Origin of the sequence: Terrabacter sp. NPDC000476 (assembly GCF_040300125.1) — a bacterium.
Lineage (GTDB): Bacteria > Actinomycetota > Actinomycetes > Actinomycetales > Dermatophilaceae > Terrabacter.
In genome coordinates this window covers 601,069-627,503 of the sequence record NZ_JBEPDF010000003.1, presented here as the reverse complement: position 1 = coordinate 627,503, position 26,435 = coordinate 601,069, and the positions used below count along the sequence as shown (strand labels likewise).

The 26,435-nt window shown below is 72.7% G+C and carries 19 protein-coding genes; 12 read left to right on the top strand and 7 right to left on the bottom strand.

Features of this window, described 5'->3' with window-relative positions:
• Positions 1–109 precede the first annotated feature (109 nt).
• The 4 genes from ABT295_RS18775 to ABT295_RS18760 all read left to right on the top strand — a co-directional run bounded on the left by ABT295_RS18775 (position 110) and on the right by ABT295_RS18760 (position 5,239).
• Positions 110–766: a succinate dehydrogenase cytochrome b subunit gene (locus ABT295_RS18775; RefSeq protein WP_345506706.1), complete on the top strand. Its 657-nt coding sequence runs from the start codon at positions 110–112 to the stop codon at positions 764–766.
• Between the two features lie 3 nt (positions 767–769).
• The gene (locus ABT295_RS18770; RefSeq protein WP_352395913.1) at positions 770–2,812 is read left to right on the top strand and encodes a fumarate reductase/succinate dehydrogenase flavoprotein subunit; all 2,043 of its coding nucleotides are present in this window, start codon (positions 770–772) and stop codon (positions 2,810–2,812) included.
• Positions 2,813–2,823: 11 nt separating this feature from the next.
• Positions 2,824–3,567, top strand: coding sequence for a succinate dehydrogenase/fumarate reductase iron-sulfur subunit (locus tag ABT295_RS18765; RefSeq protein ID WP_352395952.1), 744 nt, complete (start codon positions 2,824–2,826; stop codon positions 3,565–3,567).
• Between the two features lie 190 nt (positions 3,568–3,757).
• The gene (locus ABT295_RS18760) at positions 3,758–5,239 is read left to right on the top strand and encodes a D-alanyl-D-alanine carboxypeptidase family protein (RefSeq protein WP_352395912.1); all 1,482 of its coding nucleotides are present in this window, start codon (positions 3,758–3,760) and stop codon (positions 5,237–5,239) included.
• Between the two features lie 141 nt (positions 5,240–5,380).
• Here the strand turns inward: ABT295_RS18760 and ABT295_RS18755 are convergent, their stop codons facing one another.
• The 7 genes from ABT295_RS18755 to ABT295_RS18725 all read right to left on the bottom strand — a co-directional run bounded on the left by ABT295_RS18755 (position 5,381) and on the right by ABT295_RS18725 (position 15,973).
• On the bottom strand, positions 5,381–6,508 hold the full coding sequence (locus tag ABT295_RS18755; RefSeq protein ID WP_352395911.1) for a YihY/virulence factor BrkB family protein: 1,128 nt from the start codon (positions 6,506–6,508) through the stop codon (positions 5,381–5,383).
• A 2-nt stretch (positions 6,509–6,510) separates the two neighbouring features.
• Positions 6,511–7,038, bottom strand: coding sequence for a 2'-5' RNA ligase family protein (locus tag ABT295_RS18750; protein ID WP_352395910.1), 528 nt, complete (start codon positions 7,036–7,038; stop codon positions 6,511–6,513).
• 54 nt (positions 7,039–7,092) lie between these two features.
• Entirely contained in the window at positions 7,093–8,136 is a 1,044-nt protein-coding gene (trpS, locus tag ABT295_RS18745) for a tryptophan--tRNA ligase (protein WP_502991208.1), read from the bottom strand.
• A gap of 96 nt (positions 8,137–8,232) precedes the next feature.
• A complete protein-coding gene (locus ABT295_RS18740) occupies positions 8,233–9,030 on the bottom strand; it encodes an exodeoxyribonuclease III (protein ID WP_352395908.1) in 798 nt (265 codons plus the stop codon).
• A gap of 117 nt (positions 9,031–9,147) precedes the next feature.
• Positions 9,148–9,741, bottom strand: a complete 594-nt coding sequence (locus ABT295_RS18735; protein ID WP_352395907.1) for a hypothetical protein — start codon at positions 9,739–9,741, stop codon at positions 9,148–9,150.
• Between the two features lie 35 nt (positions 9,742–9,776).
• Positions 9,777–12,767, bottom strand: a complete 2,991-nt coding sequence (locus ABT295_RS18730; protein ID WP_352395906.1) for an RHS repeat domain-containing protein — start codon at positions 12,765–12,767, stop codon at positions 9,777–9,779.
• A gap of 140 nt (positions 12,768–12,907) precedes the next feature.
• On the bottom strand, positions 12,908–15,973 hold the full coding sequence (locus tag ABT295_RS18725; protein ID WP_352395905.1) for an NHL repeat-containing protein: 3,066 nt from the start codon (positions 15,971–15,973) through the stop codon (positions 12,908–12,910).
• A gap of 113 nt (positions 15,974–16,086) precedes the next feature.
• On the opposite strand from ABT295_RS18725, the gene ABT295_RS18720 reads away from it, so the two are divergent.
• The 8 genes from ABT295_RS18720 to ABT295_RS18685 are packed head-to-tail and all read left to right on the top strand — an operon-like array spanning position 16,087 to position 26,432.
• Positions 16,087–17,142: an LCP family protein gene (locus tag ABT295_RS18720; protein ID WP_352395904.1), complete on the top strand. Its 1,056-nt coding sequence runs from the start codon at positions 16,087–16,089 to the stop codon at positions 17,140–17,142.
• Between the two features lie 19 nt (positions 17,143–17,161).
• On the top strand, positions 17,162–19,204 hold the full coding sequence (locus ABT295_RS18715) for a polysaccharide biosynthesis protein (protein ID WP_352395951.1): 2,043 nt from the start codon (positions 17,162–17,164) through the stop codon (positions 19,202–19,204).
• A complete protein-coding gene (locus ABT295_RS18710) occupies positions 19,201–20,235 on the top strand; it encodes an MraY family glycosyltransferase (RefSeq protein WP_352395903.1) in 1,035 nt (344 codons plus the stop codon). The genes ABT295_RS18715 and ABT295_RS18710 overlap by 4 nt, the downstream gene beginning before the upstream one ends.
• A 58-nt stretch (positions 20,236–20,293) precedes the next feature.
• Positions 20,294–21,412 (top strand): SGNH/GDSL hydrolase family protein, encoded by a 1,119-nt coding sequence (locus ABT295_RS18705; RefSeq protein ID WP_352395902.1) that lies wholly within the window; start codon positions 20,294–20,296, stop codon positions 21,410–21,412.
• A complete protein-coding gene (locus tag ABT295_RS18700) occupies positions 21,409–22,749 on the top strand; it encodes a glycosyltransferase family 4 protein (RefSeq protein ID WP_352395901.1) in 1,341 nt (446 codons plus the stop codon). The genes ABT295_RS18705 and ABT295_RS18700 overlap by 4 nt, the downstream gene beginning before the upstream one ends.
• Positions 22,746–24,545 carry a glycosyltransferase family 4 protein gene (locus ABT295_RS18695; protein WP_352395900.1) on the top strand — a complete coding sequence of 600 codons (1,800 nt, stop codon included), beginning with the start codon at positions 22,746–22,748 and terminating at the stop codon, positions 24,543–24,545. Before ABT295_RS18700 ends, ABT295_RS18695 begins: the two co-directional genes overlap by 4 nt.
• Positions 24,545–25,441, top strand: a complete 897-nt coding sequence (locus tag ABT295_RS18690; protein ID WP_352395899.1) for an ABC transporter permease — start codon at positions 24,545–24,547, stop codon at positions 25,439–25,441. Before ABT295_RS18695 ends, ABT295_RS18690 begins: the two co-directional genes overlap by 1 nt.
• Positions 25,434–26,432, top strand: coding sequence for an ABC transporter ATP-binding protein (locus tag ABT295_RS18685; protein WP_352395898.1), 999 nt, complete (start codon positions 25,434–25,436; stop codon positions 26,430–26,432). The genes ABT295_RS18690 and ABT295_RS18685 overlap by 8 nt, the downstream gene beginning before the upstream one ends.
• Positions 26,433–26,435 lie beyond the last annotated feature (3 nt).

Here is a 26,435-nt window from a genome sequence, read left to right as displayed (position 1 = left end):
AGGAATTCGGGTGCGGAATCCGCGGCGATAGGGTGCGGACGTGGCCACCAACACTCTCCCAGCGACGGGAAAACGTCGACCTGCGTCAGCACGCCGCACCACCGTCTTCATGAAGCTGCTCATGGCGACGTCGGGTGCGTTGTTCGTCTTCTACGTGCTCGTGCACATGTACGGCAACCTCAAGATCTTCGGCGGCGTCGAGGGCTTCGACGAGTACGCGCTGCACCTGCGCACGCTCCTCACCCCGATCCTGCCGTTCGGCGGCTTCCTCTGGATCTTCCGCGCCCTGCTCGTCGTCGCCCTCGTGGCGCACGCCTGGTCCGCGTTCTACCTGTGGACCCGCGCGAACGGGGCGCGCACGAACCGGTACGTCGCGAAGGCGGCCGCCCAGGCCACGATCCGCAGCCGGATGATGCGCTGGGGCGGCGTCACGCTGCTGCTCTTCCTCGTGTGGCACCTGCTGCAGTTCACCATCGTCAAGTTCAACGTCGGGCCCGACGCCGCCGTCGGTGACAGCGCCGGCGCGCTCGTCATCTCGAGCTTCCAGGTGTGGTGGGTCGTGCTCATCTACCTGCTCGCGCTCGCCGCGCTCGGCATGCACCTGTGGCACGGCGTCTGGAGCGCCGCGCAGACCCTCGGCTGGACGAGCACGGCCCGCGCCCGCCGCACGGCCAAGGCCACCGCCACCGTCATCGCGCTGGTGACCGCCGTGGGCTTCGCGCTCCCGCCGCTCGCCATCCTGTTCGGAATCGTCAAGGGGAACTGATCCATGACCGACACCCAGACAGCCAGCACCGTCGCGCCCGAGGCACCCGCTGCCGCCCCGGCCGCAGCGCCCACCGAGGCGCCCGGCGTCGTGCACGGCCTCTACACCGAGGGCGAGCCGATCGTCGACACGAAGGCGCCGAAGGGCCCCATCGAGTCGCGGTGGGACAAGCGCAAGTTCGAGGCCGCGCTCGTCAACCCGGCGAACCGCCGGAAGCTCACGGTCATCATCGTCGGCACCGGCCTCGCCGGTGGCGCGGCCGCCGCGACGCTCGGCGAGGCCGGCTACAACGTCAAGTCCTTCTGCTACCAGGACTCCCCGCGCCGCGCGCACTCGATCGCCGCGCAGGGTGGCATCAACGCCGCCAAGAACTACAAGGAGGACGGCGACTCGACGTTCCGCCTCTTCTACGACACCGTCAAGGGCGGCGACTACCGCTCGCGCGAGTCGAACGTCTACCGCCTCGCCGAGGTGAGCGCGAACATCATCGACCAGTGCGTCGCGCAGGGCGTGCCCTTCGCGCGTGAGTACGGCGGCCTGCTCGACAACCGATCGTTCGGTGGCGTGCAGGTGTCGCGCACCTTCTACGCCCGTGGCCAGACGGGCCAGCAGCTGCTCATCGGCGCGTACCAGGCCCTCGAGCGCCAGGTCGCGGCGGGCACCGTCGAGATGTTCAGCCGCCACGAGATGCTCGAGGTGATCGTCGTCGACGGCAAGGCGCGCGGCATCATCGCCCGCGACCTCGTCACCGGTGAGATCGAGACGCACCTCGCCGACGCCGTCGTGCTCGCCTCCGGCGGCTACGGCAACGTCTTCTTCCTCTCGACGAACGCGATGGGCAGCAACGTCACCGCGACGTGGCGCGCGCACCGCAAGGGCGCGCACTTCGCGAACCCCTGCTACACGCAGATCCACCCGACCTGCATCCCCGTCGCCGGCGAGCACCAGAGCAAGCTGACGCTCATGTCGGAGTCGCTGCGCAACGACGGCCGCATCTGGGTGCCGAAGAACGCCGCCGACTGCGAGAAGGACCCCCGCGAGATCCCCGAGGAGGACCGCGACTACTACCTCGAGCGGATCTACCCCTCCTTCGGCAACCTGGTCCCGCGCGACATCGCGAGCCGCCAGGCCAAGAACGTCTGCGACGAGGGTCGCGGCGTCGGGCCGAAGGTCGGCGACTTCCGCCGTGGCGTCTACCTCGACTTCACCGACGCCCTGCAGCGCATGAGCGCCGAAGCCGTCGCGGAGAAGTACGGCAACCTGCTCGACATGTACCAGCGGATCACGGGTGAGAACCCCTACGAGGTGCCGATGCGCATCTACCCCGCCGTGCACTACACGATGGGTGGGCTCTGGGTCGACTACGACCTCCAGTCGAGCATCCCGGGCCTCTTCGTCAGCGGCGAGGCGAACTTCTCGGACCACGGCGCGAACCGCCTCGGCGCCTCCGCCCTCATGCAGGGCCTCGCCGACGGCTACTTCGTGCTCCCGAACACGATCCGCGACTACCTCGCCAAGGGCCCGTTCGAGAAGCTCGACGAGGCGCACCCGGCCGTCGCCGAGGCGCGCTCGTCCGTCGACGCCCGCGTGCAGAAGCTGCTCTCCATCAACGGGGACCGCTCGGTCGACTCCTTCCACAAGGAGCTCGGCAACATCATGTGGGAGTACTGCGGCATGGAGCGCTCCGAGGAGGGGCTGCTCAAGGCCATCGACCTCATCCGCGGCCTGCGCGACGAGTTCTGGCGCAACGTCAAGGTGCTCGGCAGCGCCGACACGCTCAACCAGAGCCTCGAGAAGGCCGGCCGCGTGGCCGACTTCCTCGAGCTCGGTGAGCTCATGTGCATCGACGCCCTCCACCGCCGCGAGTCGTGTGGCGGTCACTTCCGGGCGGAGTCCCAGACCGAGGACGGTGAGGCGCTGCGTCACGACGACGAGTACGCCTACGTCGCGGCCTGGGAGTGGGGCGGCCAGGACGGCGCCCCGGTGCTGCACAAGGAGGACCTGGTCTACGAATTCGTCGAGATGAAGCAGCGGAGCTACAAGTGAGTGGGACCGGAATGAACCTGACCCTCAAGATCTGGCGCCAGACCGGCCCCAAGGCCAAGGGCGAGATGGTGACCTACCCGGTCACCGACATCTCCGAGGACATGAGCTTCCTCGAGATGCTCGACGTGCTCAACGAGCAGCTCAACGCCCGCGGCGAGGAGCCCATCGCGTTCGACTCCGACTGCCGTGAGGGCATCTGCGGCATGTGCGGCCTGATGATCTCCGGCAAGGCCCACGGGCCCGAGGTGACGACGACGTGCCAGCTGCACATGCGCAGCTTCTCCGACGGCGACGAGATCACCGTCGAGCCGTGGCGCGCCGACGCGTTCCCCGTCATCAAGGACCTCGTCGTCGACCGCAGCAGCTTCGACCGCATCATCCAGGCCGGCGGCTTCATCAGCGCCAACACCGGATCGGCGCCCGAGGCGCACTCGGTGCCGGTGCCCAAGCCGCAGGCCGACCGGGCCTTCATGGCCGCGGCCTGCATCGGCTGCGGCGCCTGCGTGGCGGCCTGCCCGAACGCGTCCGGCATGCTCTTCATGGGTGCCAAGATCACGCACCTCGGCGAGCTCCCGCAGGGCCAGCCCGAGCGCGACGCCCGCGTCGTCAACATGGTCGACCAGCACGACCACGAGGGCTTCGGCGGCTGCACGAACGTCGGCGCCTGCGCCTCGGCCTGCCCCAAGGAGATCCCGCTCGACGTCATCAGCCAGCTGAACCGCGACCTGCGCGGCGCGATGACCCGCGGTCACTGACCACGGCGCCGCCCGCCAGGTCACGATCCGTGACGCACCACCGACGACCCGCCCCGGAGCATCCGGGGCGGGTTAGTCTGTGGCCGCGATGACGCCCTCGACGCCCCGGACGCCCCGGACCCCCGGACCCGGCACCCCCCGACCCGCCGCACGACGCGTGCGGACCACCTCGGGAACGCTCGGGACCCTGGTGTCGCTCGGGGCGCTCGTGTCGATCGCGCTGGCCACGCCGACGACCGCGTATGCCGGGTCGTCCCCCGCCGTCGCAGGCGCACCGGCCGCGCCGGCCGCGTCGCCCGCCTGCCGGCCCTGGCAGGTGCCGACGACGGTGCCACCGGGCGTCGTGCTGACGCCGCGGGTGTTCCCCACGGACGAGGTCAGGGCCACCGCCACGCCGGCCGCGCCGACCGGGCCACCCACGGGCAGCGCCTCGACGGCGGGCCGCCCGCACGCCACGCCCACGCCGGCGCCCGAGCCGAGGGTCGTATGCCGCAACGCACCGCCCAAGCCCTTCGCGCACCCGCAGTGGGCCCCCGACTCGGTCGTCGGCGGGGCGCAGCTGGCCTCCGACGGGGTCGTCGTCGACGCTCCTCCGGCGACGCCGGCGCCACCCGAGGTCTACGACGTCTCCTACGTCGTCGCCGACCTCGACAGCGGCGAGATCCTCGCCGCCAAGTCGCCGCACGCCTGGCTGCGGCCGGCGAGCACCCTGAAGACGCTGACCGCACTGACCCTGCTGCCGCGCCTCGACCCCAGGCGGGTCGTCGTCGCCAAGGAGGACGCCCAGTCGGCAGCCGGCTCGCGCGTCGGCATCCTCGCCGGCAACCGCTACCCCGTCAGCGCGCTCGTCGACGCCATGCTGATGTTCTCCGCCAACGACGCCGTCTACGCGCTCGCCGACGCGGCCGGCGGCTACGACCGAACCGTCGCGCTCATGAACGAGGAGGCGGCGCGGATCGGCGCGCACGACACCCTGACGGTCGACCCGAGCGGGCTCGACGAGGGCGCGCAGCGCTCCAGCGCCTACGACCTCGCCCTCATCGGACGCAACGCCATGCGGCTGCCGAGCTTCCGGGCCGCGATCGTCAAGCGCGACACCGTCTTCCCCGGCGGCAAGGACCGCTCCGGCAAGGTCTGGCCGGCGTTCCACGTCTACAACATCAACGAGCTGCTGCGGCACTACCCCGGCACGATCGGGATCAAGCCGGGCCGCACCGACCGGGCGCAGCACACCTTCATCGGCGCCGCCACGCGCGGCGGCCGCACGCTCGTCGTCGCGCAGATGGGCAGCGTCACCGGGTCGTGGAAGCCCACGGCGGCCCTGCTCGACTGGGGTTTCGCCAACGCCGACCGGGTCACCCCCGTGGGCCGGCTCGTCGAGCCCGGCGAGGCGACGCCGCCGACCGCCGCCCCGGCGATCCCCCGGCTCCCCACCGGGCCCGACGGGCCCGACGGGCCCGACGGGTCGGTGACCGCCACGAATCCCGGGACGGAGCCGAGCACGCCGACCGGCACCCCGCAGCCGGTGGCCGCCGCCGACGCGGGCACGCCCGTGGACGACGGCACGATGACCCTGGCCGGCATCGCCCTGCTCGGGCTCGTCGTCACCGGCGGCGGGGCGCTCGCCGTCCCGGCGCTCCGCTCGAGGCGCCGCGGTCGTCACCGCACCTGACCCGCCCGCCCCGCCCCGCCCGCCCCGCCCCGCAACACACCGAGAAGGATCCAACTCACCGGGATCGGATCGCGGTGAGTTGGATCTTTCTCGGTGTGTTACGGGAGTCTCGGGGTGTTGCGGGCGTCGGGGGGTGTTGGGTCAGCGGCGGCGGAGGCGGCGGGCGGTGACGGCCGCGGTGGCGGCGGCCGCGCCGATCACGGCGCCGGCGGCGAGGCTGACCCGGTCGGTCGCGCGGGCCGCGGGTGGGCCCTCGCCGGCGCGGTCGGCCACGGCGGGCGCCCGAGGGGCGGCGCCGGCATACGGGAGCGCGGTGGCGTCGGCGTGCGCCGGCAGCGGGGCGACGAAGGCGGGGCGCACGGGGCGCGGCGGGCCGGTGGGCTCCCCGTCGCCGGCGAGGGCGGCCACGTCGACGTCGTTGGCGGCCCAGGCGGCCGAGAGCAGCACGACCTTCGACATGAGGTTGAGCCAGAAGAGCAGCCCCACGGCGACGGCGACGGCACCGAGGAGCGGGTTGGCCGTCGTGCGGCTGATGAGGAAGCCGCCGAAGAGCTTGAGGAGCGTCAGGATCACCGCGCCCAGCACCGCCCCGTCGCGCACGTGGCGCATCGGCAGCGGCACGTCGGTCAGCACGCGGAGCATCACGACGAGGATCAGGGTGTCGAAGAGGACGCCGACGACGACGCCCACGAGCCCGACGAACACCCCGGCCTGCGGCAGGCCGATCCAGTCGGCGACGCGCTCGGCGAAGCCGCCCGCGGCGCTCGTGAGGATCGCCGACGCGGCGATCGCGACGCCGAGGGTGACGAGCACGCCGAGGTCGCGCACCTTGGTGCCGACCACCCCGCCCGCCGACGAGTCGAGGCCGAAGACGCCCCGGATGCCGGTGCGCAGCGCCCCGATCCAGCCGAGGCCGGCCAACAGCAGGGTGACGAACGAGACGATGCCGGTGATGGTCAGGGTGAGGCTGGCCGGCGCCTCGAGGCCGATGATGCCGTCCGGCGTGCTCGCCGTGCGGACCATGCCCGGCAGGGCGGCGTTGAGCGAGTCGGCGATGGCCGTCAGCAGGTCGGGGCGGCCCTGGAGCACGAAGCCGAAGATCGCGAAGGCCAGCGCGAGCGCGGGAAAGATCGAGAAGAAGGCGAAGTAGCCCACACCGGCCGCGAGGAGGTCGCCGTTGGCGCTGCCGTAGCGCTGCCAGGCCTCCCAGGCCTCGGTCTGCTTGAGGCGGTCGAGGAGCCTCTGGACGAGGCGCTGCAGCGCTCCCACGCTCAGCCGCCGAGCGGGAAGTCGTGGGTCGGCCGCCACACCGCGTCGGCGCCGAGCTCGTAGAGGTGGAAGGCGTCGACGCGGAAGAGCACGGAGTAGTCGGCGAGCTCGGTGAACGCGCGGTCGAGGCCCGCCTCGTCGACGTTGTGCGCCACGGTCACGTGCGGGTGGTAGTAGAACTCGAGGTCGCGCAGGACCGGGCCGGAGCGCAGCCCACGCTCGAGGCTCTCGCACGCCGAGACGCCCTGGGCCACCTGGATGAAGACGACGTCGGAGAGCGGTCGGAAGGTGCCGGTGCCGCGGAGCAGCACGTCGAAGGGGGCGTGGGCCTCGGCGACCTTCGCGCAGTGGTCGTGGAAGGCCTGCAGCGCGGGCTCGTCGACCTCGGTCGGCGGCAGGAGGGTGATGTGCGCCGGGATCTGCCAGGCCGCCGGGTCGCCGAAGTCGGCGCGGCGGGCCTGGAGGAACTCGCCGTAGGGCGAGGGGATCGGGATGGAGACGCCGATCGTCGTGGGGCGCGCGTCAGTCACGCCCCCGACCGTATCGAACGGGCCTGTCGACGACACCTCTGGGTCGGAGGGGATTCAGCGACCGGGACGGCGGAGCAGCCCGACCTTGTCGTAGACCCGCTGGACCGTCGCCTCGGCGACCTCGCGGGCCCGGTCGGCGCCGTCGGCGAGGATGCGGTCGAGCTCGGCCTCGTCGGCCATCAGCTCGAGCGTGCGCTCGCGGAACGGCGTGACCTTCTCGACGACGATCTCGGCGACGTCCTTCTTGAGGTCGCCGTAGCCACGCCCCTCGTACTGCGCCTCGAGGTGCGCGACCGGCGTGCCGCTGAGGGCCGCGTGGATCGACAGGAGGTTGGAGATGCCGGGCTTGGCGTCCTCGTCGAAGCGGATCTCGCGCTCGGTGTCGGTGACGGCCGAGCGGATCTTCTTGGCGATGCGGTTGGGCTCGTCGAGGAGACTGACGAGTCCCGCGTCGCTGGCGGCCGACTTGCTCATCTTCGCCGTCGGGTCCTGCAGGTCCTGGATCTTCGCCGTCGCCTTCATGATGTGCGGGTCCGGCACGACGAGCGTGTCGCCGAAACGCTGGTTGAAGCGGCCGGCGAGGTCGCGCGAGAGCTCGAGGTGCTGACGCTGGTCCTCGCCGACGGGCACGACGTCGGCGTCGTAGACGAGGATGTCGGCGGCCTGCAGCACCGGGTAGGTGAAGAGCCCGACGTTGGTGTTGGTCCCCTTGGCCGACTTGTCCTTGAACTGGGTCATCCGGCTCGCCTCGCCGAAACCCGTGAGGCAGCTGAGGATCCAGTTCAGCTCGGTGTGCTGGGAGATGTGGCTCTGCACGAAGAGCACCGACCGCCCGGGGTCGACGCCACCGGCGATGAACTGGGCCGCGGTGAGCCGGGTGCGCCGGCGCAGCAGCTCGGGCTCGGTCGCGACCGTCAGGGCGTGCAGGTCGGCGACGAAGTAGAAGGCGTCGTGCGTCTCCTGCAGCCGCACCCACTCGACGAGCGCCCCGATGTAGTTGCCGAGGTGGAGCGAGTCGCTCGTCGGCTGCATGCCCGAGAGGCTGCGGGGCGCGTGCGGGGCGGTCGGCGTCGAGGACATGCGTGCATTCTGGCCCATCGTCGTCGTGCGGCCCCAATCGGGGCGAGGGCGCCCGGGTCGCCCAGGGGGCGGCTCGGGGGCGGTTCGGGGGGCGGTTCGGGGGGGCGGCTCGGCTCAGACCGCGTAGTCGACGACGACCGGCGCGTGGTCGCTCCACCGCTCGGCGTACGTCGGGGCGCGCCCGACGCTCGCCGTCGTCGCGAGGGCCGCGAGCGGTGCGGTCGCCAGCTGGTAGTCGATGCGCCAGCCCGCGTCGTTGTCGAACGCCTTCCCCCGCCACGACCACCACGTGTAGGGGCCGGGGCCCTCCCCCGCGAGGGAGCGGGGCACGTCGACCCAGGCGCCGTCGTCGAACCAGCCGTCGAAGTAGGCGCGCTCGGACGGCAGGAAGCCGGCCTTGCGCAGGTTGCCCTTCCAGTTCTTGAGGTCGGCCTCGCGGTGGGCGACGTTGAGGTCGCCGGTGACGACCATCAGCTCGCCGGCCTGCGCCGCACGCGCCATCCGCGCCGTCATCGCGTCGAGGAAGGCGTGCTTCGCGTCCTGCCGCGGCGTCTCCGCCTCGCCCGTGTGCACGTATGCCGACACGAGCGTGAGCGGTCCGCGCGCGGTCGCGACGTCGACCTCCACCCACCGGCCCTCGTCCGCGTGCAGGCCGTCGATGCCGACGCGCTGGGCGAGGTGGGGCTCCCGGGTGGCGACGGCGACGCCGGCGCGACCCTTCGCCGACCCCTCGGTGTGGGCGACGGACCAGTGGCCGAAACCGGCCTCCGCGAGCACCTTCGCGAGCTCGGTGTCGTCGGCGCGCACCTCCTGGAGGCACAGCACGTCGGGCTCGGCCGCGACGAGCCACGGCACGGCGCCCCGTCGCGCTGCTGCCCGGATGCCGTTGACGTTCGCCGTGATGATGCGCATGGCGTCCATTGTCGTGGACTCCACGGCGAGGCTCTGCCACGGGTCACCTTGCCGGTCAGCGCCGGTCACCTTGCCGGTCGACGCCGGTCGACGGCGGTCGACGCCGGTCGACGCCGGTCAGGCGATGGCGCGTACCACCGCGAACCACGCGACGACCGGGGCGCCGCCGGCGAGGATGATGCCGATCACCCGGTACGCGGCCGCGTGGCCGTAGACCCGCACGATCGCGGCCGCGGCGATCCCGACCGCGAGCACGACGAGCGACCACGTGGCGAAGAGCGCGCTCAGCTCGACGATCGCGGGGCTGCGCGTCACGTTGGCGATCGTGGCCGCCTTGCCCGCCGGCCCCCAGGGCGCGGGCAGCGGGACCTGCGCGAGCAGGAGCGCGGCGACGCCGAGAACGTCGGGCACGGCATACGACCTGCGGTGCAGCGCGAGCTGGCGTCGGCTGCGGACCGACGCGCGCACGAAGGGCACCTGCGGGGCCAGCGCGCGGGGCAGCGTCAGCAGCAGGCCGGGCAGGCCGGTGAGCGCGGCGAGCAGCGCGGCGTAGACCTTCGGGTGGCCACCCGAGACGAACGAGAGCACGGTGACGAGCGGCTCGGTCAGACGCGTGAGCAGCCAGACGTAGAGCACGAACCCGCCGACGAAGGCCGCGGCGACGGGCAGGTCGCCACCGGCCCTCGGGCGCTGCCCCTGTCCCCGTGCCATGGCGGACAGTGTAGGCAGCGCCCGAGGCACGGTCGTCAGCGGTTGAAGTAGCGCACCGAGGTGCCGGCCGGGTAGAGCACCCGGCTGCCGGTGACGGCCAGGCGCTGGGTGCTCATGCCGCTCGGCACGGCCGCCGTGACGCGAAGTGTCGCCGGGTCCACGACGTAGACGCGGTCCATCGCGGCGAGGTAGAAGACCCCGTCGGCGTAGACCAGGTCGGCGTTGCGGTAGACCGCGCCGCTCGTGGCGGGAGCCGGGTAGACCATGACCCGCCGCACCACCGCACCGGTGCGCCGGTCGAGCTCGACGAGCAACGGGCCGGAGGCGGCCCAGAGCGAGCCGTTGGGTCCCATCGTCAGGGCGCCGATCGACTGGGCGCCCGAGATCGGTGTCGACTCCCACAGCTTGCGCCTGCTCGACGCGTCGTAGGCGAAGACACGGGCCGCTCCACCGGCCGGTGCGGCGCCGAGGCCGCCCCAGCGCGACGTGCCGCCGTAGACGACGTTGCCCGACGCCGCGAGGCTGACGACGCTGTGGCCGGCGACGGGCTGCGGGACGATCGTCGCGGCCGACGAGTCCGAGGTGAAGTAGCCCAGCACCCCGCCGCGCACCCCGTACTTCGGCACGGTGCCGAAGAAGGTGCGTGAACCCGCCGTCGCCCAGGCCAGCGGGCGGTCCTGCTTGTGGCTCGTGCCGAGGGACGCGACGAGGCGGGGGTTCGAGCCGTCGACCCACGGCTTGGTCGTGTCGTAGCGGAAGACGTTGCCGCCCGTGTACGTGCCGATGTACTCGAACGAGCCGTGCGCCTTGGTGCCCTCGACCTCACCGATCGAGTTGCGGACGCCGGAGCGGGCCGGGTACTGCGGGCCGGTACCCGTCGTGGGACTCATGACCGCCAGGCTCGGCCCACCGAAGCCACCGGCGTAGACCGCGCCGCGAGCGCCCTCCTCGAGCGTCTTGAGACGCATCTTCGTCGAGCGGAACTTCACCGAGTAGAGGCCCGTGCGGTGTGTCGAGAGGTTGATGGCCCGGACCACGCCGGCCGGGTCGTAGGCGAGCAGCCACCGACCCGAGACCCCGCCGAGGGTGGCCGTCACGACGTGCCGGTCGCGGCCCGGGTTCATCGTGGTGCTCGCCACGGCCGCCTTGGCGCCCGTGGCGGAGTTGACGGCCCACAGCTGCTTGTAGCTGAAGTAGTAGAAGCGGCCGGAGGGGTCGAGCGACGACGGCGTCTGGGCCGGCATGTTCGCCGCGACGTTCCACGAGCCGGTACGGGTGTCGTAGAGGCGACGCTCGCCGGCGTAGCGCCCGCCCGAGGCGTTGGTCCCGGCAGGCGTCCGGACGAGCAGGTAGCGCCCGAGCAGCTCGACGTCGCTCACGGTGCCCGCCGTGACGGGCACGGGGAGGCCGATGCGCGTCTTCGCCCCGGTCGAGAGCGAGACGCGGATGACGGCCGGGTAGGTGGAGCCGACGCCGACGTAGGCGTAGGAACCCGAGACGGCGAGGCTGCGGGCGTAGGCGTGGGCCGTGCTCACCGAGCCGAGGGACGTGACACGGTTGGTGCTCGGGTTGTAGGACCAGAGCTCCGAGCCGGGGTACGACACACCCCAGATGCGGCCGTCGGCGCCGCGCTCCAGGTCCCAGACCGTCGTGGCCCTGCTCGTGACGCGCCCGAGGTCACGGAGGGTCTTGCTCGCGGGGAGGTAGCGGAACAGGTGACCCCCCGAACCAGCGGCGTAGAGGCTGCCGTCGGAGCCGGTCGTGAGTGCCCAGCCCGACGTCACGCCGGGCAGGGCCCGACGGACCTCGACGGACCCCGACTGGACGTCGATCATCTGCAGCTCGGCCGGCATGCCGGCGACGATGGTGAAGAGCTTCGCGCGGCCTCCGACGACGGTCGCCGCGGTGACGTTCGTGTTGGAGAACCCGTCGAGCGGTTGGCTCAGGACACCCGTCGGGTAGGTCCTCACCTTCGCTCCCGCCGCGGGAAGCACCGAGACGGCGTCCCAGTCCGCCGTGCCCGTCCCGGCCCGCGTCGTGCCGAACTCGACCGTGGCGTAGTGGGCGTTCTGCGGCGCGGTGAGTCTGCGTGACACGAGGTTCCACGCGTTGAGGCGGCCCGAGACGCTGTAGCCCTGCGAACGCACCAGGCGCTGGGCGCTGTCGTACCACCGCACCGTCTCCGTCAGCGCGCCGGCGGTCGGCCGCACCCAGGCGCGCACGTCGTGGCTGACGGCGGGGAAGACCCGGACCTTGGCGCTGCGGACCAGCGCGAAGCCGGCCGTCGTGCGGTCGGCGAGGTGCAGCGAGCGGCTGCCCAACCGCGACTGGCTCGTCGTCACCCCCGCCGTGGCGCCACCCGACGCGAAACGGCTCCAGCCCGGCACCGGAGCCGTGGCCGTGGGGACCGACTCGAAGCCGGCGTTGACGACGGCGGGGCTGATCACCGAGATGGAGTCCCACCACAGCGTCGAGACCGCGGCGTTCGACGACGACACCTGCACCACGACGCTACGGGCTGCCGCGGGCGCCTTGGCATGGACCTCGACGCGCGACCACACCATGGCAGCACCCGTCGACGGGGTCGAGTGGCGGGCGATGACCCGTCCCGCCGCGTCCGCGAAGGTCAGGCTCAGGGTCTGCGCACCACGAGTCGTGTAGGCGTAGCCCTGCGCGTGGTAGTTCGCGCCCGGACGCACGGCGAGCCGTCGAGCCACGACCGCGCCTCGGCTCGTGGAGGTGTCCTCGACGAGGAGGGAGCGCGCGCCGGAGATCGACCGGCTGCTGGACACCACCCCACGGTTGGGGCTCGGCGCACTGACCGACCAGCCCTGGGGCGTCAGCCCGACGGTCTCGAAGTCGCCGTAGGAGGCTCCGGAGGTGACCTTCTCGAGGGCGCCGGCCGGGACGGAGCCCCCGGCGACGAGCCCGACGAGCGCGGCGAGGGTGACACCGACGACGGCGGCCCCCCGTCGCGATCGACGGGCCTGGGGGACGGGAGGGGAGGATGCGTTGAGGGGAAACACGCGCGAGAGCGTACCGGTCATTCGCCTGACAGGTCGCATCGAAAGTGATAAAGGGGGCATCCGCTCACTCATCCTCGTTCGGCGTCTGGTATACGGGACGCCCGCACCACCCCGACGGGTGGCACGGGCGTCCCGTCGGGTCAGCGGTTCATCGACTTGAGGACGGTGCCCGAGGCGTAGTAGATCCGGTCGCCCGAGAGAGCGAGCCGCGGGATGCTCACTCCGCTCGGAACGGCCGCGGTCACCCGCAGCGTGACGGGGTCGACGACGTAGACCTTGTCCATCGCAGCCAGGTAGAACACGCCGTCGGCGTACACGAGGTCGGCGTTGCGGTAGACGGCGCCGGTCGTCGGCGGAGCCGGGTAGATCATCACCTTGCGCAGCACGGCGCCCGTGCGGGGGTCGAGCTCGACGAGGAGCGGCCCGGACGCCGCCCACAGCGACCCGTTCGGGCCCATCGACACGGCGCCGAACGCCTGGGCCCCCGGGATGGGCGCCGTCTCCCACAGCTTTCGCCGCGTCGACGCGTCGTAGGCGAAGACCTTGGCCGAGGCCTGGGTCGGCGTCGCACCGAGCCCACCCCAGCGGGACGTGCCGCCGTAGACGACGTCGCCGGCAGCGGCCAGGCCGATGATGCTCTGGTCGGCGACCGGGGCCGGCACGATGACCGGGGCGGACGCGTCGTCGTCGAAGATGCCGAGGACGCCGCCGAGGACGCCGTACTTCGGGACCGTGCCGAAGAAGGTCCGCGACCCGGCCGACGCCCAGGCCATGGGCCGGTCCTGGCGCTCACTCGTCCCCAGGGTCGTCAGCAGCGTCGGGTTGGAGCCGTCGACCCAGGGCTGGCTCGTGTCGTACCGGAACACCTTCCCGTCGGTGTACGTGCCGAGGTACTGGTAGTGACCGTGCGCAGCCGTGCCCTCCACCTCGCCGATGACCCCCGCCCCGGGACTCACGGCGGGGGCTGCGGTCGCCGGGTACTGCGCGCGATCGCCGGTGTCGGGCTGCACGACGGCCAGGCTCGACCCGCCGAAGCCGCCGGCGTAGACCGAGCCGCCGGGCCCCTGGTCGAGGGACTTGATGCGCATCTTCGTCGCGAGGAAACCGACCGGGAAGCTGCGCTCGGCGAAGCTGCCCAGCTCGATGGCCCGCACCGTGCCGTAGGGGTCGTAGGCGAGCATCCACTCCCCCGCGACGCCGTCGATGGTGGCCCGGAGCACCATGCGGTCGCGCCCGGCGACCATGCTCGTCGGGGCCACGGCCGTCTTCTCACCGGTGGATCCGTCGACGGCCCAGAGCTGCTTGTAGCTGAGGTAGTAGAAACGGCCCTGCGAGTCGAGCTCGCTCGGCGTCTGCGCGGCCATGTTCGCGGCGACGTCCCAGCTGCCCGTGCGGGTGTCGTAGAGGCGGCGCTCGCCGGCGTACTTCGCTCCCGACGCGGTGACGCCGGAGGGCGCCCGGACCATGAGGTAGCGGCCGAGCAGCTCGAGCTCGGTGACGTTGCCGGAGGTCACGGGCGTCGGCAGCGGGATCTCCACCTTCGACGACGGGTCGGTCAGGTCGACGCGGATGATCGTCGGGTGGCCCGAGCCGACGCCGACGTAGGCGTAGCGGCCGTCGACAGCGAGGCTGCGGGCGTAGTCGTGGGTGTCGCTGACGCTGCCGAGCCGGTCGAAGGTGCCGCTCGAGGGGCTGTAGGACCACAGCTGGGAGCCGGGGTACGACACGCCCCACACGCGGCCGTCGGGAGCCGTCTCGAGATCCCACACGGTGCTGGCCCGGTCGGCCACCTGACCGAGGTCCTCGAGCTCGCCGGCCCCGGGGCGGTAGCGCCACAGGTGACCACCGCTGCCACCGAGGTAGACGGCGCCGTCGTCGGTCTTGGTCATGGCCCAGCCGACGTCCATGCCCGGGGCCGGCAGTCGCGTCTCGACGCGGCCCGTCTCGACGTCGGCGAGCTGGAACTCGCCGGGGTAGCCGGAGACGAGCGTGAAGAGCTTGGCGCGGCCACCGATGACGGTGGTGCCCGTGACGTTCGAGTTCGAGAAGGCGTCGAGGGGCTCACCGTGCGACGTCGAGGAGTACGACGTGACGGTGGCCCCCGGGCTCGGGGTGACGGAGACGGCGTCCCACGCGCCGGACGAGCTGCCCGTGACGGCGGTCGTCAGCTGGACGGCGACGTACTGGGCGTTGTTGGGAGCGGTGACCCGGGAGTACACGAGACTCCAGACGTTGAGCGCCTTGGAGACCGGCAACCGCTGCATCCCGATGAACTTGCGCGCGGCGTCGTACCAGCGGACGTTGAGGGAGAACGCCCCCTTCGTCGGGCGGACGTAGGCCCGCACGTCGTGGGCGACCCCGGCGAAGGCGGGCACGAGCGAGCTGCTCACCATGGCGATCCCCGTCGGCGACATGTCGGTCAGCTCGATGGACCGACCGCCGACCTTCGCCTGGGCGCTCGACAGGGCGACGGTGGCCCCGCCGGAGCCGTAGGTGGACCAGCCCGGCACCGGCGCCGTCTCTGTGGGCAGGGACTCGAAGCTGTTGTTGGGCATCGTCGGGTTGATGACGCTGACGGCGTCCCACCAGACCTGGGACAGCGCCCCGCTCGTCGACGACAGCTGGATCGTCGCCGTTCGCGCCGTGGCCGGCGCCGTGGCGTGCACCTCGGTGCGCGACCACACCATGACCGCCCCGCTGCTGGGCGTGGTCGCACTTCCGACGCGGTTGCCCGCGGCGTCGTAGAACACGATCCCGAGGTTCTGCACGCCCCGGGTCGTGTAGCCGTAGCCCTGCGCGTGGTAGGCCACCCCGGGGACGACGGTGAACTTCGCGCGGGTCACCGTGACGGGCGCCGTCGTCGAGGTGTCCTCGACGAGGAGCGACCGGACGCCGCTGATCGCCCGGCTCGACGAGACGACGACACGGTTCGGCGACGGTGCGCTCACCGTCCAGCCCTGCGGGGTCAGACCGGCGGTCTCGAAGTCGCCGGCGGCGTAGCCCGAGGTGACGGGCTCGAGGGCCTGCCCGTGGGGCGAGGTCGCGACGAGCGCCCCGGACGCCAGCACGAGGACCGACGCCGCCACGGTGGCGGTCCGGGTGGGACGATCGCGCCCGAGGGGCCGGGCGTCACGGACGGGGACGAGGCCGAGGGCGCGGTGGCACCGGGCGAGGGCGCTGCTCAGCAGCCGGGGAGTGGGGGTCACGGACGCACGGTAACCCCCATTAAAACCGGATATATAGTGTTTGGTATATAAAGTCCGATTCATCCCTTGGCGACCGGCGAGCGCGGGGAGGCCGGCGCCGTACACTGGCCCGCGTGGACAGGACGCGCGAACACGAGGACGAGGCCCATCTCTTCGGGGACGAGGACCACCTCGACGACCCCGACACGGGCGACGACGGGCACGTCCCCACGCGCGAGAAGCGGCGCAACCGCAAGATCCTGGTCGCGGCCCTGGTGCTGATCCTCGTGCCGGTGCTCGCCGTAGGCGGCTACCTGGCCTGGCTCAACCACATCGTGACGAACAACGTCAAGCAGGAGCTGCTCCTGCCCGACGGCAACAACCAGCCCACCGCCGACGACGGCAGCGTCGTGGCGCAGCCGGAGGGCAACGGCACGAACTACCTCATCATCGGCAACGACGCAGGCCCGGGGCGCAGCGGCGCACGCTCCGACGTCATGGTCCTCGTGCACGTGCCCGCCGACCACCGCGACGTCACCCTCATCCACTTCCCGCGCGACCTCTACGTGTCGATCCCGGGCAAGGGGAAGAACAAGCTCAACGCCGCGTACGCGTTCGGCGGCGCTCCCCTGCTCGTCTCCACGATGCAGAACATGCTGGGCATCCGCGTCGACCACGTCGCGATGCTCGGTTTCGAGGGCTTCAAGAGCATGACGGATGCCGTCGGCGGCGTCGAGGTCAACGTGGCCGAGCCGAGCGTCTCGGCCGGCTACACGTTCACCAAGGGCGTCATGCACATGGACGGCGACATGGCGCTCGCCTTCGTCCGAGAGCGCAAGCAGCTGAGCGAGGGGGACATCTCCCGCGGCCAGCGCCAGCTCGCCTTCGTCAAGGCCCTCATGCTCAAGACGCTGAGCAAGGACACGCTGACCAACCCGGTGCAGTTCAAGAACTTCGTCGAGGCCGCGACCGACAACCTCACGGTCGACCAGAAGCTCGACGTCGGCACGATGCGATCCGAGGCCTTCGCGCTGCGCGGGCTTCGCGGCAGCGACATCCGCTTCGTCACCGCGCCCTTCACCGGCTTCGGCACCAGCCCCGACGGCCAGTCGATCGACGTCGTCGACGAGGTGAAGATGGACCAGCTCGGCGAGGCCATCCGCACCGACGCGCTGCAGTCCTACAAGTAGGCCGACGATCACGGTGAGCATGCCGAGCATCGCGATCGGACCGCGGGCACCCAGGTGGCCGCGGCTGCTGCTCATGCTGCTCGACGTCGCGCTCCTGGTGCTCGTGCTCGCCGTGCTCGCGGCCGCGCGCTACGACCTGACGTTCTCGGTGAAGAACCGGCCGGGCGTCGCCCTCGCGATGGGGCTGTCGGCCGCCGTCTACCTCGTGACCTACGGACTGCTCGTCGCGCGCCGCTACCGCTGGGCCAGCACCGACGAGATGCTGGGCCTCGGCATCACCGCGCTCTGCCTCGGTGCGTCACTGAGCGCGGCATCGGTGCTCACCGACCCCTCGATCGTGCCGCTCTCGGTCGCCGTCACCATCGCGCCCTCGGCGGGGTCGGCGTGGCTCGTGCTGCGCTACGCCGCCGTGCGCATCCACCGCGCCCGCCAGCGGCGCGACCGCCGCGGCGGGCGCCGCGCCGTGGTCGTCGGCGCCGGCTCGGGTGGTCAGCAGGCCGTCGCGATGATGCTGCAGGACGCCCGTGCCGCCCTCCACCCGGTCGCCCTCGTCGACGACGACCCCGCCAAGCGGCACCTCGGCGTCCTCGGGGTGCGGGTGGCAGGGCGCATCGACGACCTCGCGGAGGTCGTGCGCTCGAGCGAGGCCGAGATCATCCTCTTCGCCATCCCGTCCGCGCCGGCGGCCACCGTCGAGCGCGTCGTGCAGGTCGCCGCCGACAGCGGTTGCGAGCTGCTCGTGCTGCCCTCGTTCTCCGAGATGCTGACCTCCGAGGGCGCGCCCGCGAGCCCCGGCCGCCGAGTCGGGTCGCAGGTCGAGCTACCGCGCCAGGCGTTCCGTCCGGTGCTCCTCGAGGACCTCCTCGGCCGCGGCTCGGTCGAGACGAACACCGAGGCCATCGCGAGCTACCTCGACGGCAAGACCGTGCTCGTCACGGGCGCCGGCGGCTCGATCGGCTCACAGCTCTGCCGCGAGATCGCGCAGTACTCCCCCGCCCGGCTCGTGATGACCGACCGGGACGACAGCCTCCTGCACGCGGTGCAGCTCTCGATCGACGGGCAGGGCGCCCTCGAGTCGCGCGACCTCGTGCTCGGCGACCTGCGCACGCCCGGCTTCATCACCGACCTCATCACCGACATCCGTCCCGACGTCGTGTTCCACGCGGCGGCGATCAAGCACCTGACGCTGGCCGAGCGCTTCCCGGCCGAGGCCTTCCTCACCAACGTCGTCGCCACGGCCGACCTGCTGCGCGCCTGCGTCGCCGCCGACGTCGACCGCTTCGTCAACATCTCCACCGACAAGGCGGCCGACCCACGCAGCGTGCTCGGCTACACGAAGCGGACGACCGAGCTGCTCACCGCGACCTTCGGCACGACGGCCTCCGAGGACGCCCGCTACATGTCGGTGCGCTTCGGCAACGTGCTCGGCTCGCGCGGCTCTGCCCTGACGACGTTCGCGGCGCAGCTCGCGGCCGGCCGGCCCATCACCATCACCTCGCCGGACATGACGCGCTACTTCATGACGGTGCACGAGGCGTGCCAGCTCGTGCTGCAGGCCGCGGTCGACGGCGAGACGGGCGACGGCCTCGTGCTCGACATGGGCACGGCCCACAACATCGAGCAGCTGGCCCGCCGGTTCGCGGCCCTGCAGGGCTTCGCCGAGCCGCGCATCGTCTACACGGGCGCCCGCCCGGGCGAGAAGCTCTCCGAGACGACGCTCGCGGCCGACGAGCCCGACGAGCGGCCCTTCCACCCGCTCATCAGCCGGGTGCGCATCCCCGTGCTGCCGCGCGACCTCCTGCTCGACATCACCGAGCTGCGTGCCGGTGTCGTCAGCTCCGGCGGCGTCCAGCTCGTGCGGGACTGGCTGCGCGACGCCGTGGGCGTGGTCGCGCCCCCGGCCGCCACCCTCCACGAGGAGGCCTCGCCAGCCGGCACCGGGTCGACCACAGAGCTGCCGTCCGAGCCGACTCCCGTGCCGACACCCGTGCCGGAGGACGACGACGCGGCCCACCACTCCCCCGACCGCCACGACCGAACGGCCTGGACCTCGCACTCATGACCGCCCCCGTTCTCGCCACCAGCGTCGGTGGTCTGCTCGTGTCCGTCGCCACGATCCTCGCGCTCCTGCCGCTGCTGCGCGCCCGCGGCGTCGTCGACGTGCCCGTCGACCGCTCGATGCACGCCGTGCCGACCCCCCGCGGCGGCGGCCTCGGCATCGTCGCCGCCGCCTGCGTCAGCCTCCTCGGCGTCCTCCTCACCCCCGAGATCGCGAACACGGTCGTGCGCGACCTCGCCTTCGCGGTGCTGCCCATCGTCGCGATGGCTGCCATCGGACTCGTCGACGACCTGCGCACGCTCTCGGTCGTGCCGCGGCTCGGTGCGCAGGCCCTCGTGGCGGTGGTCTGGGCGACGACGGCCCCCATCGTGGCCCACCGGACCGCCTTCTGGGTGCCGCTCGTGGTGCTCGGCACGATCGTCCTCGTCAACGTCACGAACTTCATGGACGGCATCAACGGGCTCGTCTCCGGGCACGCCGTCATCACGTCGGGGTGGTACGCCGTCGTCGCGCTCGTCACGGACGTGCCCGCGGCGGCCCTGCTCGCCGCCGCCGTGCTCGGCGGGTCGCTCGGCTTCCTGCCCTTCAACGTGCCCCAGGCGCGGGTCTTCCTCGGTGACGTCGGCTCCTACGCCCTCGGCGCGATCTGGGCGGTCCTCAGCGTGTGGCTGCTCCTCGCGGGCGCGCCCGTGGAGGTCCTCGTCGCGCCGCTCGTCATCCTGCTCACCGACTCCCTGACGACGCTCGTGCGCCGGATGGCGAACGGCGACCGCATCTTCGAGCCGCACCGGCTGCACGTCTACCAGCGGCTGACCCACGCCGGCTGGAGCCACCTGCGCACCTCGTGCGTCGTGGGTGCTCTGACGCTCGTGTGCGCGCTGCTCACCCTGCCGGGCCTGCTCGGCGCCGGGCGCCAGACCCGGCTCGTCTCGCTCGTCCTGCTCGCCGGCGTGGGCGTGCTCTACGTCTTCCTCCCGCGTCTCGGCAACAGCGGGGCACGCTGGTCGCAGGTGCGTGACGAGCTCGAGATCTGAGCGGCGCCGGCGGCCGCCGGTTCGTCGTCCCGACCCCGTGCACGGCACAATGTGGCGCATGCGTCGATTCAAGGGGACCGACCTCTCTCTGGGGCTGCTCGCGGTGGCGGTGAACGTGCTGCTCGTCACCGGCGTCGTCATGCTCACGGCGGGGCGGTCGGACACCCTTCCCGAGCCGACGCCCACCCCGACGCGCGCCACGTCCACGACGACGGCACCGCCGACGGTGGCCGCCCCCACGAGGGTCGTGGCGTCGATGCCGCTCACGCGCCTCGCCACGGCGACCCGCCCGGTGACGCTCGCCGTGCTCGGGGACGGCACGGGCGACGAGGAGGGCGAGTGGGTGACGGCCCTCGGCACGCTCCTCGGCCGTGACCACCAGGTCGTCCTGCACAACCTCGACACCTCCGACCCCACGCGCTACGCGGACCAGCTGACCTACGGCAAGAAGGGCTCGACCTTCACCATCTGGAACGGCAGCCGCCGCAGCGCGCCCGCCGACTACGCCGTCAAGCGCCTCTCGTTCCTCGTGCCCCAGCGCCCCGACGCCGTGCTGCTCAGCTACGGGCGCGACGACTCGGCCGACAACATCGCGAGCCACCTCGCCACGACGTACAAGGCCATCAGCACGCGCTGGCCCGGGGTGCCCGTCGCGACCGTGCTGCAGGCACCCGAGCGCGACGACGTCAGCGGCGTCGTGCGTGAGGCCGCCCGCGCCTGGGCCAAGACCCAGGGGGTCGCCACGATCGACGTCGCCGCCGCCCTGCGCAAGGCCGGTGACCCCAACCAGTTCGTCTCCGTCGTCGACCCGCCCAGCGTCAACCAGCGCGGCGGTGAGCTCTGGGGGCTCGCCGTCTACCGCGCCCTCGGTGGCACCGCCCCCGACCCGGTCGCACCCGCGCCGGCCGTGAGCTCGACCACCCCGGCGGCGCCGTTGCCCTCGTACACGCCGGTGCCGACGCGTCCGCGGCCGCCGTACACGCCGCCGCCCGTGGACCCGACCACCGAACCGGAGCCGACGCCGACGCCGACCGATCCGGGCACGGGCACGCCCGAGCCGTCCACGACCGACCCCGCGACCCCGACGCCCGACCCGACGCCGACGCCGACCGAGCCGAGCACGCCGCCACCGTCCGACGCCGGTGGCACCGGCGATCAGGGCGCCGACGGACAGTGAGGATCCTGCTGCTCAGCCACTACTACGAGCCGGAGGTCGGGGCGCCGCAGCAGCGGTGGGCATCGCTCGTCGAGCGCTTCGTGCGCGCCGGGCACGAGGTGAGCGTCCTCGCTCCCCCGCCGCACTACCCCCGCGGTCCGCTCGACCCCGCGCACGCCGACCTCGGCCCGGGCGCCGTCCACGTCGGCCGGCACGGGGAGACCGTGCACCGCACCGCCTTCCTCGCCTACGACACCGAGGTGGGATCCCGGTTCGCCGACCAGCTCGTCGCGGCCACGAGCGCCACGCGTCTGGCCGTCAGCCGCTTCCGGCGCCACCGCCCGGACGTCGTCGTCGCGACGGTGCCCTCCCTCCCCATGCTCGCAGCCGGCAGCGCCGTGGCGACGGCGCTGCGCGTGCCGCTCGTCGTGGAGATGAGGGACGCGTGGCCCGACCTGCTCGACGTGGCCGAGGAGTGGGAGCTCGCGTCTCCGCACGACCTGCCCGCTCCCGAGACCGCGCACGGCGCCGCCGGCGACGCCATCGCGCCCCGGCCGCACCCGGCGCCGCGCGGCAGCCTCGACCGCCTGCGTGACGGGGCCCGGGACACGGCGCGCCGCGCCGGGATGTCAGCCGTGCACCGCGTGGCCACCGGCCTGCAGCGACGCGGCACCGCGGTCGTCACGACGACCGACAGCTTCGCCGACACCCTCCGTGACCGCGGCGTGCGCTCGGTGCACGTCGTGCGCAACGGCGCCCACCCTCTGCTCGGTTGGACCGGCCGGCCGGCGCGTGAGCCCGACGGGACGCTCCGCGTGCTGTATGCCGGCACGCTCGGCCGCGCCCAGGGGCTCTCGACCGTGGTCAAGGCCGCGAGCCTCGCCGCCCGCGCAGGCATGCCCGTGCGCGTGCGCATCGTCGGCGCCGGGGCCGAGGGCCAGGTGCTGGCCGAGCTGGCTCGGCGCCTCGACGCCCCCGTCGACGTGCGGGGCACCGTGCCCCGGGCCGAGCTCGTCGAGCAGTACGCCTGGGCCGACTCGGTGCTCGTCGTGCTGCGCGCCTGGCGGGGGCTGTCGCTCACCGTCCCGTCGAAGCTCTACGAGGCCATGTCGCTGGGCGTGCACGTCTCCGCGTCGGTCGCCGGCGAGGCGGCCGACATCGTGGAGCGCACCGGCGCCGGTCACGTGAGTCCTCCCGGCGACGCGCAGGCGCTCGCCGACCTGTGGAAGACGCTCGTCGACGACCCCGACCGGCTCTGCGTCGGCGCGGGACCCCGCGACTGGGTGCGCGAGCACGCCAGTGACGACCGGCTGGCCGGTCGTTACCTCGACGTGCTCCACGAGGTGGTGGGCGCATGACCGGAGCCACGTCCCGCGGCAACGCCGCACGGCGCCTGCGCCAGCTGCGCCTGCTGGCGCACGTCGCCTGGCGCAACGCCCAGGACGACCCCGCGCTGCTCGCCGTGCAGGCGGTGCGGCGCCTCCCCCTCCGCGCTCGCACCCGCGCGTCGGGACTCGTCCTTCGCGACGACGCCACCGACCCGTCCCTGCGCCAGGCCCTCGGCTACTTCCTCGCCGACCGCCCGGCCGAGGTGCGGTCGCTGCTCGCGCAGGTGAGCCCGCGCACGGCGGCAGGTCGACGGCTCGCCGCGGAGCTCGCGGTGCAGGTCGGCCAGGCGCTCGGCGACGACGCACCGGCCTCGGCGCTGGCCCGGGCCGCGTGGAGCCGAGGCGACCTCACGGCCGCTCTCGAGGTGCTCGAGGGTGCGAGCGGCGGCGCGGCCCGTCGCCAGCACGCCCGACTCACCTCCGACCGCCGCACCATGACACCCGGTTTCCGGCTCCCGGTCCCGAACGCTCCATCCGCGGCGGCCCGGGTGCGCGACGGGCGGGACGGCGGCTCCCGGGCCCCGGCATACGGGAGCGGGAGCGGGCCGCGGGTGCTGCACCTGCTGACGAACAGCGTGCCCCGCACGAGCTCGGGCTACGCGCTGCGCTCGCACTCGATCCTGCGCGCCCAGCGCGCGGCCGGCATCGAGGTCGAGGCGGTCACCCGGCTCGGCTACCCCGTCACGATCGGGCTTCCGGGTGCGCTCGAGTCGGAGGTCGTCGACGGCATCACGTACCGACGACTGGTGCCGGGGCGGATGGCGCCGACGATCGAGGAGCGGCTCTCCCAGACGGTCGAGATGCTGCTGCCGCACGTCGAGCGCTTCCGGCCCACGGCCATCCACACGACGACCCACTTCCCGAACGCCCTTGTCGCACAGGCGGTCTCGGAGGCCACGGGCGTGCCGTGGGTCTACGAGGTGCGGGGCCAGCTCGAGAAGACGTGGCTCGCGTCGAGGCCGGCGGGCGAGCAGGCGGCCGCGCTGCAGAGCGAGCGCTTCCGGCTCTGCCACGACAAGGAGACGGAGATGTCGCTCGCGGCCGACCACGTCGTGGTGCTGTCGGAGGCGCTGCGGCGCGACCTCGTCGAGCGGGGGGTGCCGGCCGGGTCGATCAGCGTCATGCCCAACGCCGTCGACGAGGGCCTCCTCTCCGCCACCGTCGCCGCCCGCGACGCCCGCCGTGCGCTCGGGCTGCCGGCCGACGGCTTCTGGGTGGGCACCGTCTCGTCCCTCGTCGCGTACGAGGGCATCGACGTGCTCGTCGACGCGGTGGCGCTCCTTCGGGCCCGGGGCCTCGACGTCCGCTGCGCCGTCGTCGGTGACGGCACGGCCCGACCGGCGCTGCAGGCGCAGGTCGACCGCCTCGGCCTGTCGGGGGTCGTGGTGCTGCCCGGCCGGGTCGACCGCACGGAGGCCGCGGCCTGGCACCGCGCCCTCGACGTCTTCGTCGTGCCGCGTCAGGACGTCGACGTGTGCCGCACCGTCACCCCGCTCAAGCCGATCGAGGCGATGGCCGCGGGTCGGCCCGTCGTCGCGAGCGACCTGCCGGCGCTCGCCGAGATCGTCGCCGTTCCCGGCACGGGCCTGCTCGCGCGCCCAGAGGACGCCCAGGATCTGGCCACTAGACTTCAGACGCTGCTCGACGATGAGCCCCTGCGCCGCCGCCTCGGCGACGCCGGGCGCGCCTTCGCCGCCACCCGCACGTGGCAGGGTCTGGCGGCGCGGTACCGGAACCTCTACGAGCACCTTGGGAGCGATCGTTGATGCGGCGACGCAGCAGGATCCAGTCGGCGCTGGCCGACGTCGGCACGGCGGACTTCGACGCCGTCGACGTCGCCCGGCTCAAGCCCGTCGGTCAGCGTCCGTCGCTCGGCAGGTACGTCGCGGCCCTCTGGGGCCGGCGGTACTTCATCTGGGCCGACGCCCGCGCTCGCGCGTTCAGCGGCAACCGTGACACGATCCTCGGCCGCTTCTGGCTCGTCGGGCGGCCGATCCTCGACGGCCTGATGTTCTACGTCATCTTCGGGGTCATCCTGGGCACCTCGAACGGGGTGCCGAACTACATCGGCTTCCTCCTCATCGGCGTCTTCATGTTCTCCTTCACCGGCCGCGCGCTCACCGGTGGCTCGACGGTGATGGTCGGCGGCAAGACCCTGATCCGCGCGTTCTCGTTCCCGCGGGCGGCGATCCCGCTCGGCCTCGTCATCCGCGAGGCGATCTCGATGTTCCCCGTGGTGCTGACGATGATGGCGATGATCCTGCTCATCCCGCCCCACGCGAACGTGACGTGGCGGTGGGCGCTCTTCCCCCTCGTCTTCGTGCTGCAGGTGCTGTTCAACGCAGGCCTCGTGCTCTACGCAGCCCGGCTCACCAACGCCATCCCGGACATGCGGATGCTGATGAGCTTCTTCTCCGGGCTCTGGCGCTACGGGTCCGGCGTGATGTTCTCGCTCGACCGCTTCATCACCCACCCGACCGTGCTCGAGATCCTCCAGCTCAACCCGGCCTACTGCGCCCTCGAGCTGTCGCGCGAGCTCCTGCTCTACGGCACGACGCCCGACCTCAAGCTCTGGCTGACCCTGGCCGCGTGGGCCGTCTTCACGCCGATCTTCGGCTTCCTCTACTTCTGGCAGGCGGAGGAGGAGTACGGCCGTGAGTGACCAGGCGATCACCGGCGCGGACGTCGAGGACGCGGCCCGGGACGACGACGTCCAGGACGTCGGCACCGGCGCGGAGCACGGCTCCGGCGACGAGCCGAAGAAGGGGATCGAGGTGCCGCTCGGCCGACCCTCGGTCGTCGTCTCGCGGCTCTCGGTCCACTACCGCGTGCCCAGCTCGGAGTCGGGCGGCGGCGACAGGCGCACGCGCCTCGCGCGCCGCCTCGGTCTCGCCCGCAACGTCACGGTCCGCGCGGTCGACGACGTGTCGTTCGTCGCCCGGTCGGGCGAGTCCGTCGGCATCGTCGGGCACAACGGGTCGGGCAAGAGCACGCTGCTGCGCATCATGGCCGGCCTCGAGACGCCGACGCGTGGCACGGTGCTCGCGACCGAGACACCGTCGTTCCTCGGCGTCAACGCCGCGCTCCTCCCCGAGATGTCGGGCATGGCCAACGTGCGCCTGGGCCTGCTCGCGATGGGCAAGACTCCCGCGGAGGTGAAAGAGGCCATTCCCGAGGTCGTCGAGCTCGCCGGCATCGGCCGCTCGATCCACCTGCCGATGAAGACGTACTCCTCCGGCATGGCCGCACGCCTGCGCTTCGCGATCTCCGCCGCCGCCCGGCCGCACATCCTGCTCATCGACGAGGCCCTCGCCACCGGCGACGCGGCGAGCAAGGAGCGCAGCGAGAAGAAGATGGCCGAGATCCGGGCCGACGCCGGCACGATCTTCCTCGTCTCGCACGCCGCGCAGACCATCGAGGAGATGTGCACACGCGCCATCTGGCTGCACGAGGGGCAGATGGTCGCCGACGGTCCGGCCTACGAGACGGCCCGTGCCTACCGCTGGTGGGCGTGGAACATCGCCAAGGGCGAGACCGAGAAGGCGGCCGGCCTCCTCGAGGACGCCCGCGCCAGGCTCAGCGAGTCTCAGCCGCCGCGCGAGACGGAGATTCCCCGGGGGCGCGCCGCGCGCCGCCGGGCGAGACAGGGATGAGGA

Excerpts from the sequence above, each read along its gene's own strand:
- ABT295_RS18775 (WP_345506706.1), top strand. The coding sequence starts at position 110 with ATGAAGCTGCTCATGGCGACGTCGGGTGCGTTGTTCGTCTTCTACGTG.
- ABT295_RS18770 (WP_352395913.1), top strand. The coding sequence starts at position 770 with ATGACCGACACCCAGACAGCCAGCACCGTCGCGCCCGAGGCACCCGCT.
- ABT295_RS18765 (WP_352395952.1), top strand. The coding sequence starts at position 2,824 with ATGAACCTGACCCTCAAGATCTGGCGCCAGACCGGCCCCAAGGCCAAG.
- trpS (WP_502991208.1), bottom strand. The coding sequence starts at position 8,136 with ATGGGCCAGAATGCACGCATGTCCTCGACGCCGACCGCCCCGCACGCG.
- ABT295_RS18740 (WP_352395908.1), bottom strand. The coding sequence starts at position 9,030 with ATGCGCATCATCACGGCGAACGTCAACGGCATCCGGGCAGCAGCGCGA.
- ABT295_RS18735 (WP_352395907.1), bottom strand. The coding sequence starts at position 9,741 with ATGGCACGGGGACAGGGGCAGCGCCCGAGGGCCGGTGGCGACCTGCCC.
- ABT295_RS18715 (WP_352395951.1), top strand. The coding sequence starts at position 17,162 with ATGCCGAGCATCGCGATCGGACCGCGGGCACCCAGGTGGCCGCGGCTG.
- ABT295_RS18710 (WP_352395903.1), top strand. The coding sequence starts at position 19,201 with ATGACCGCCCCCGTTCTCGCCACCAGCGTCGGTGGTCTGCTCGTGTCC.
- ABT295_RS18705 (WP_352395902.1), top strand. The coding sequence starts at position 20,294 with ATGCGTCGATTCAAGGGGACCGACCTCTCTCTGGGGCTGCTCGCGGTG.
- ABT295_RS18695 (WP_352395900.1), top strand. The coding sequence starts at position 22,746 with ATGACCGGAGCCACGTCCCGCGGCAACGCCGCACGGCGCCTGCGCCAG.
- ABT295_RS18690 (WP_352395899.1), top strand. The coding sequence starts at position 24,545 with ATGCGGCGACGCAGCAGGATCCAGTCGGCGCTGGCCGACGTCGGCACG.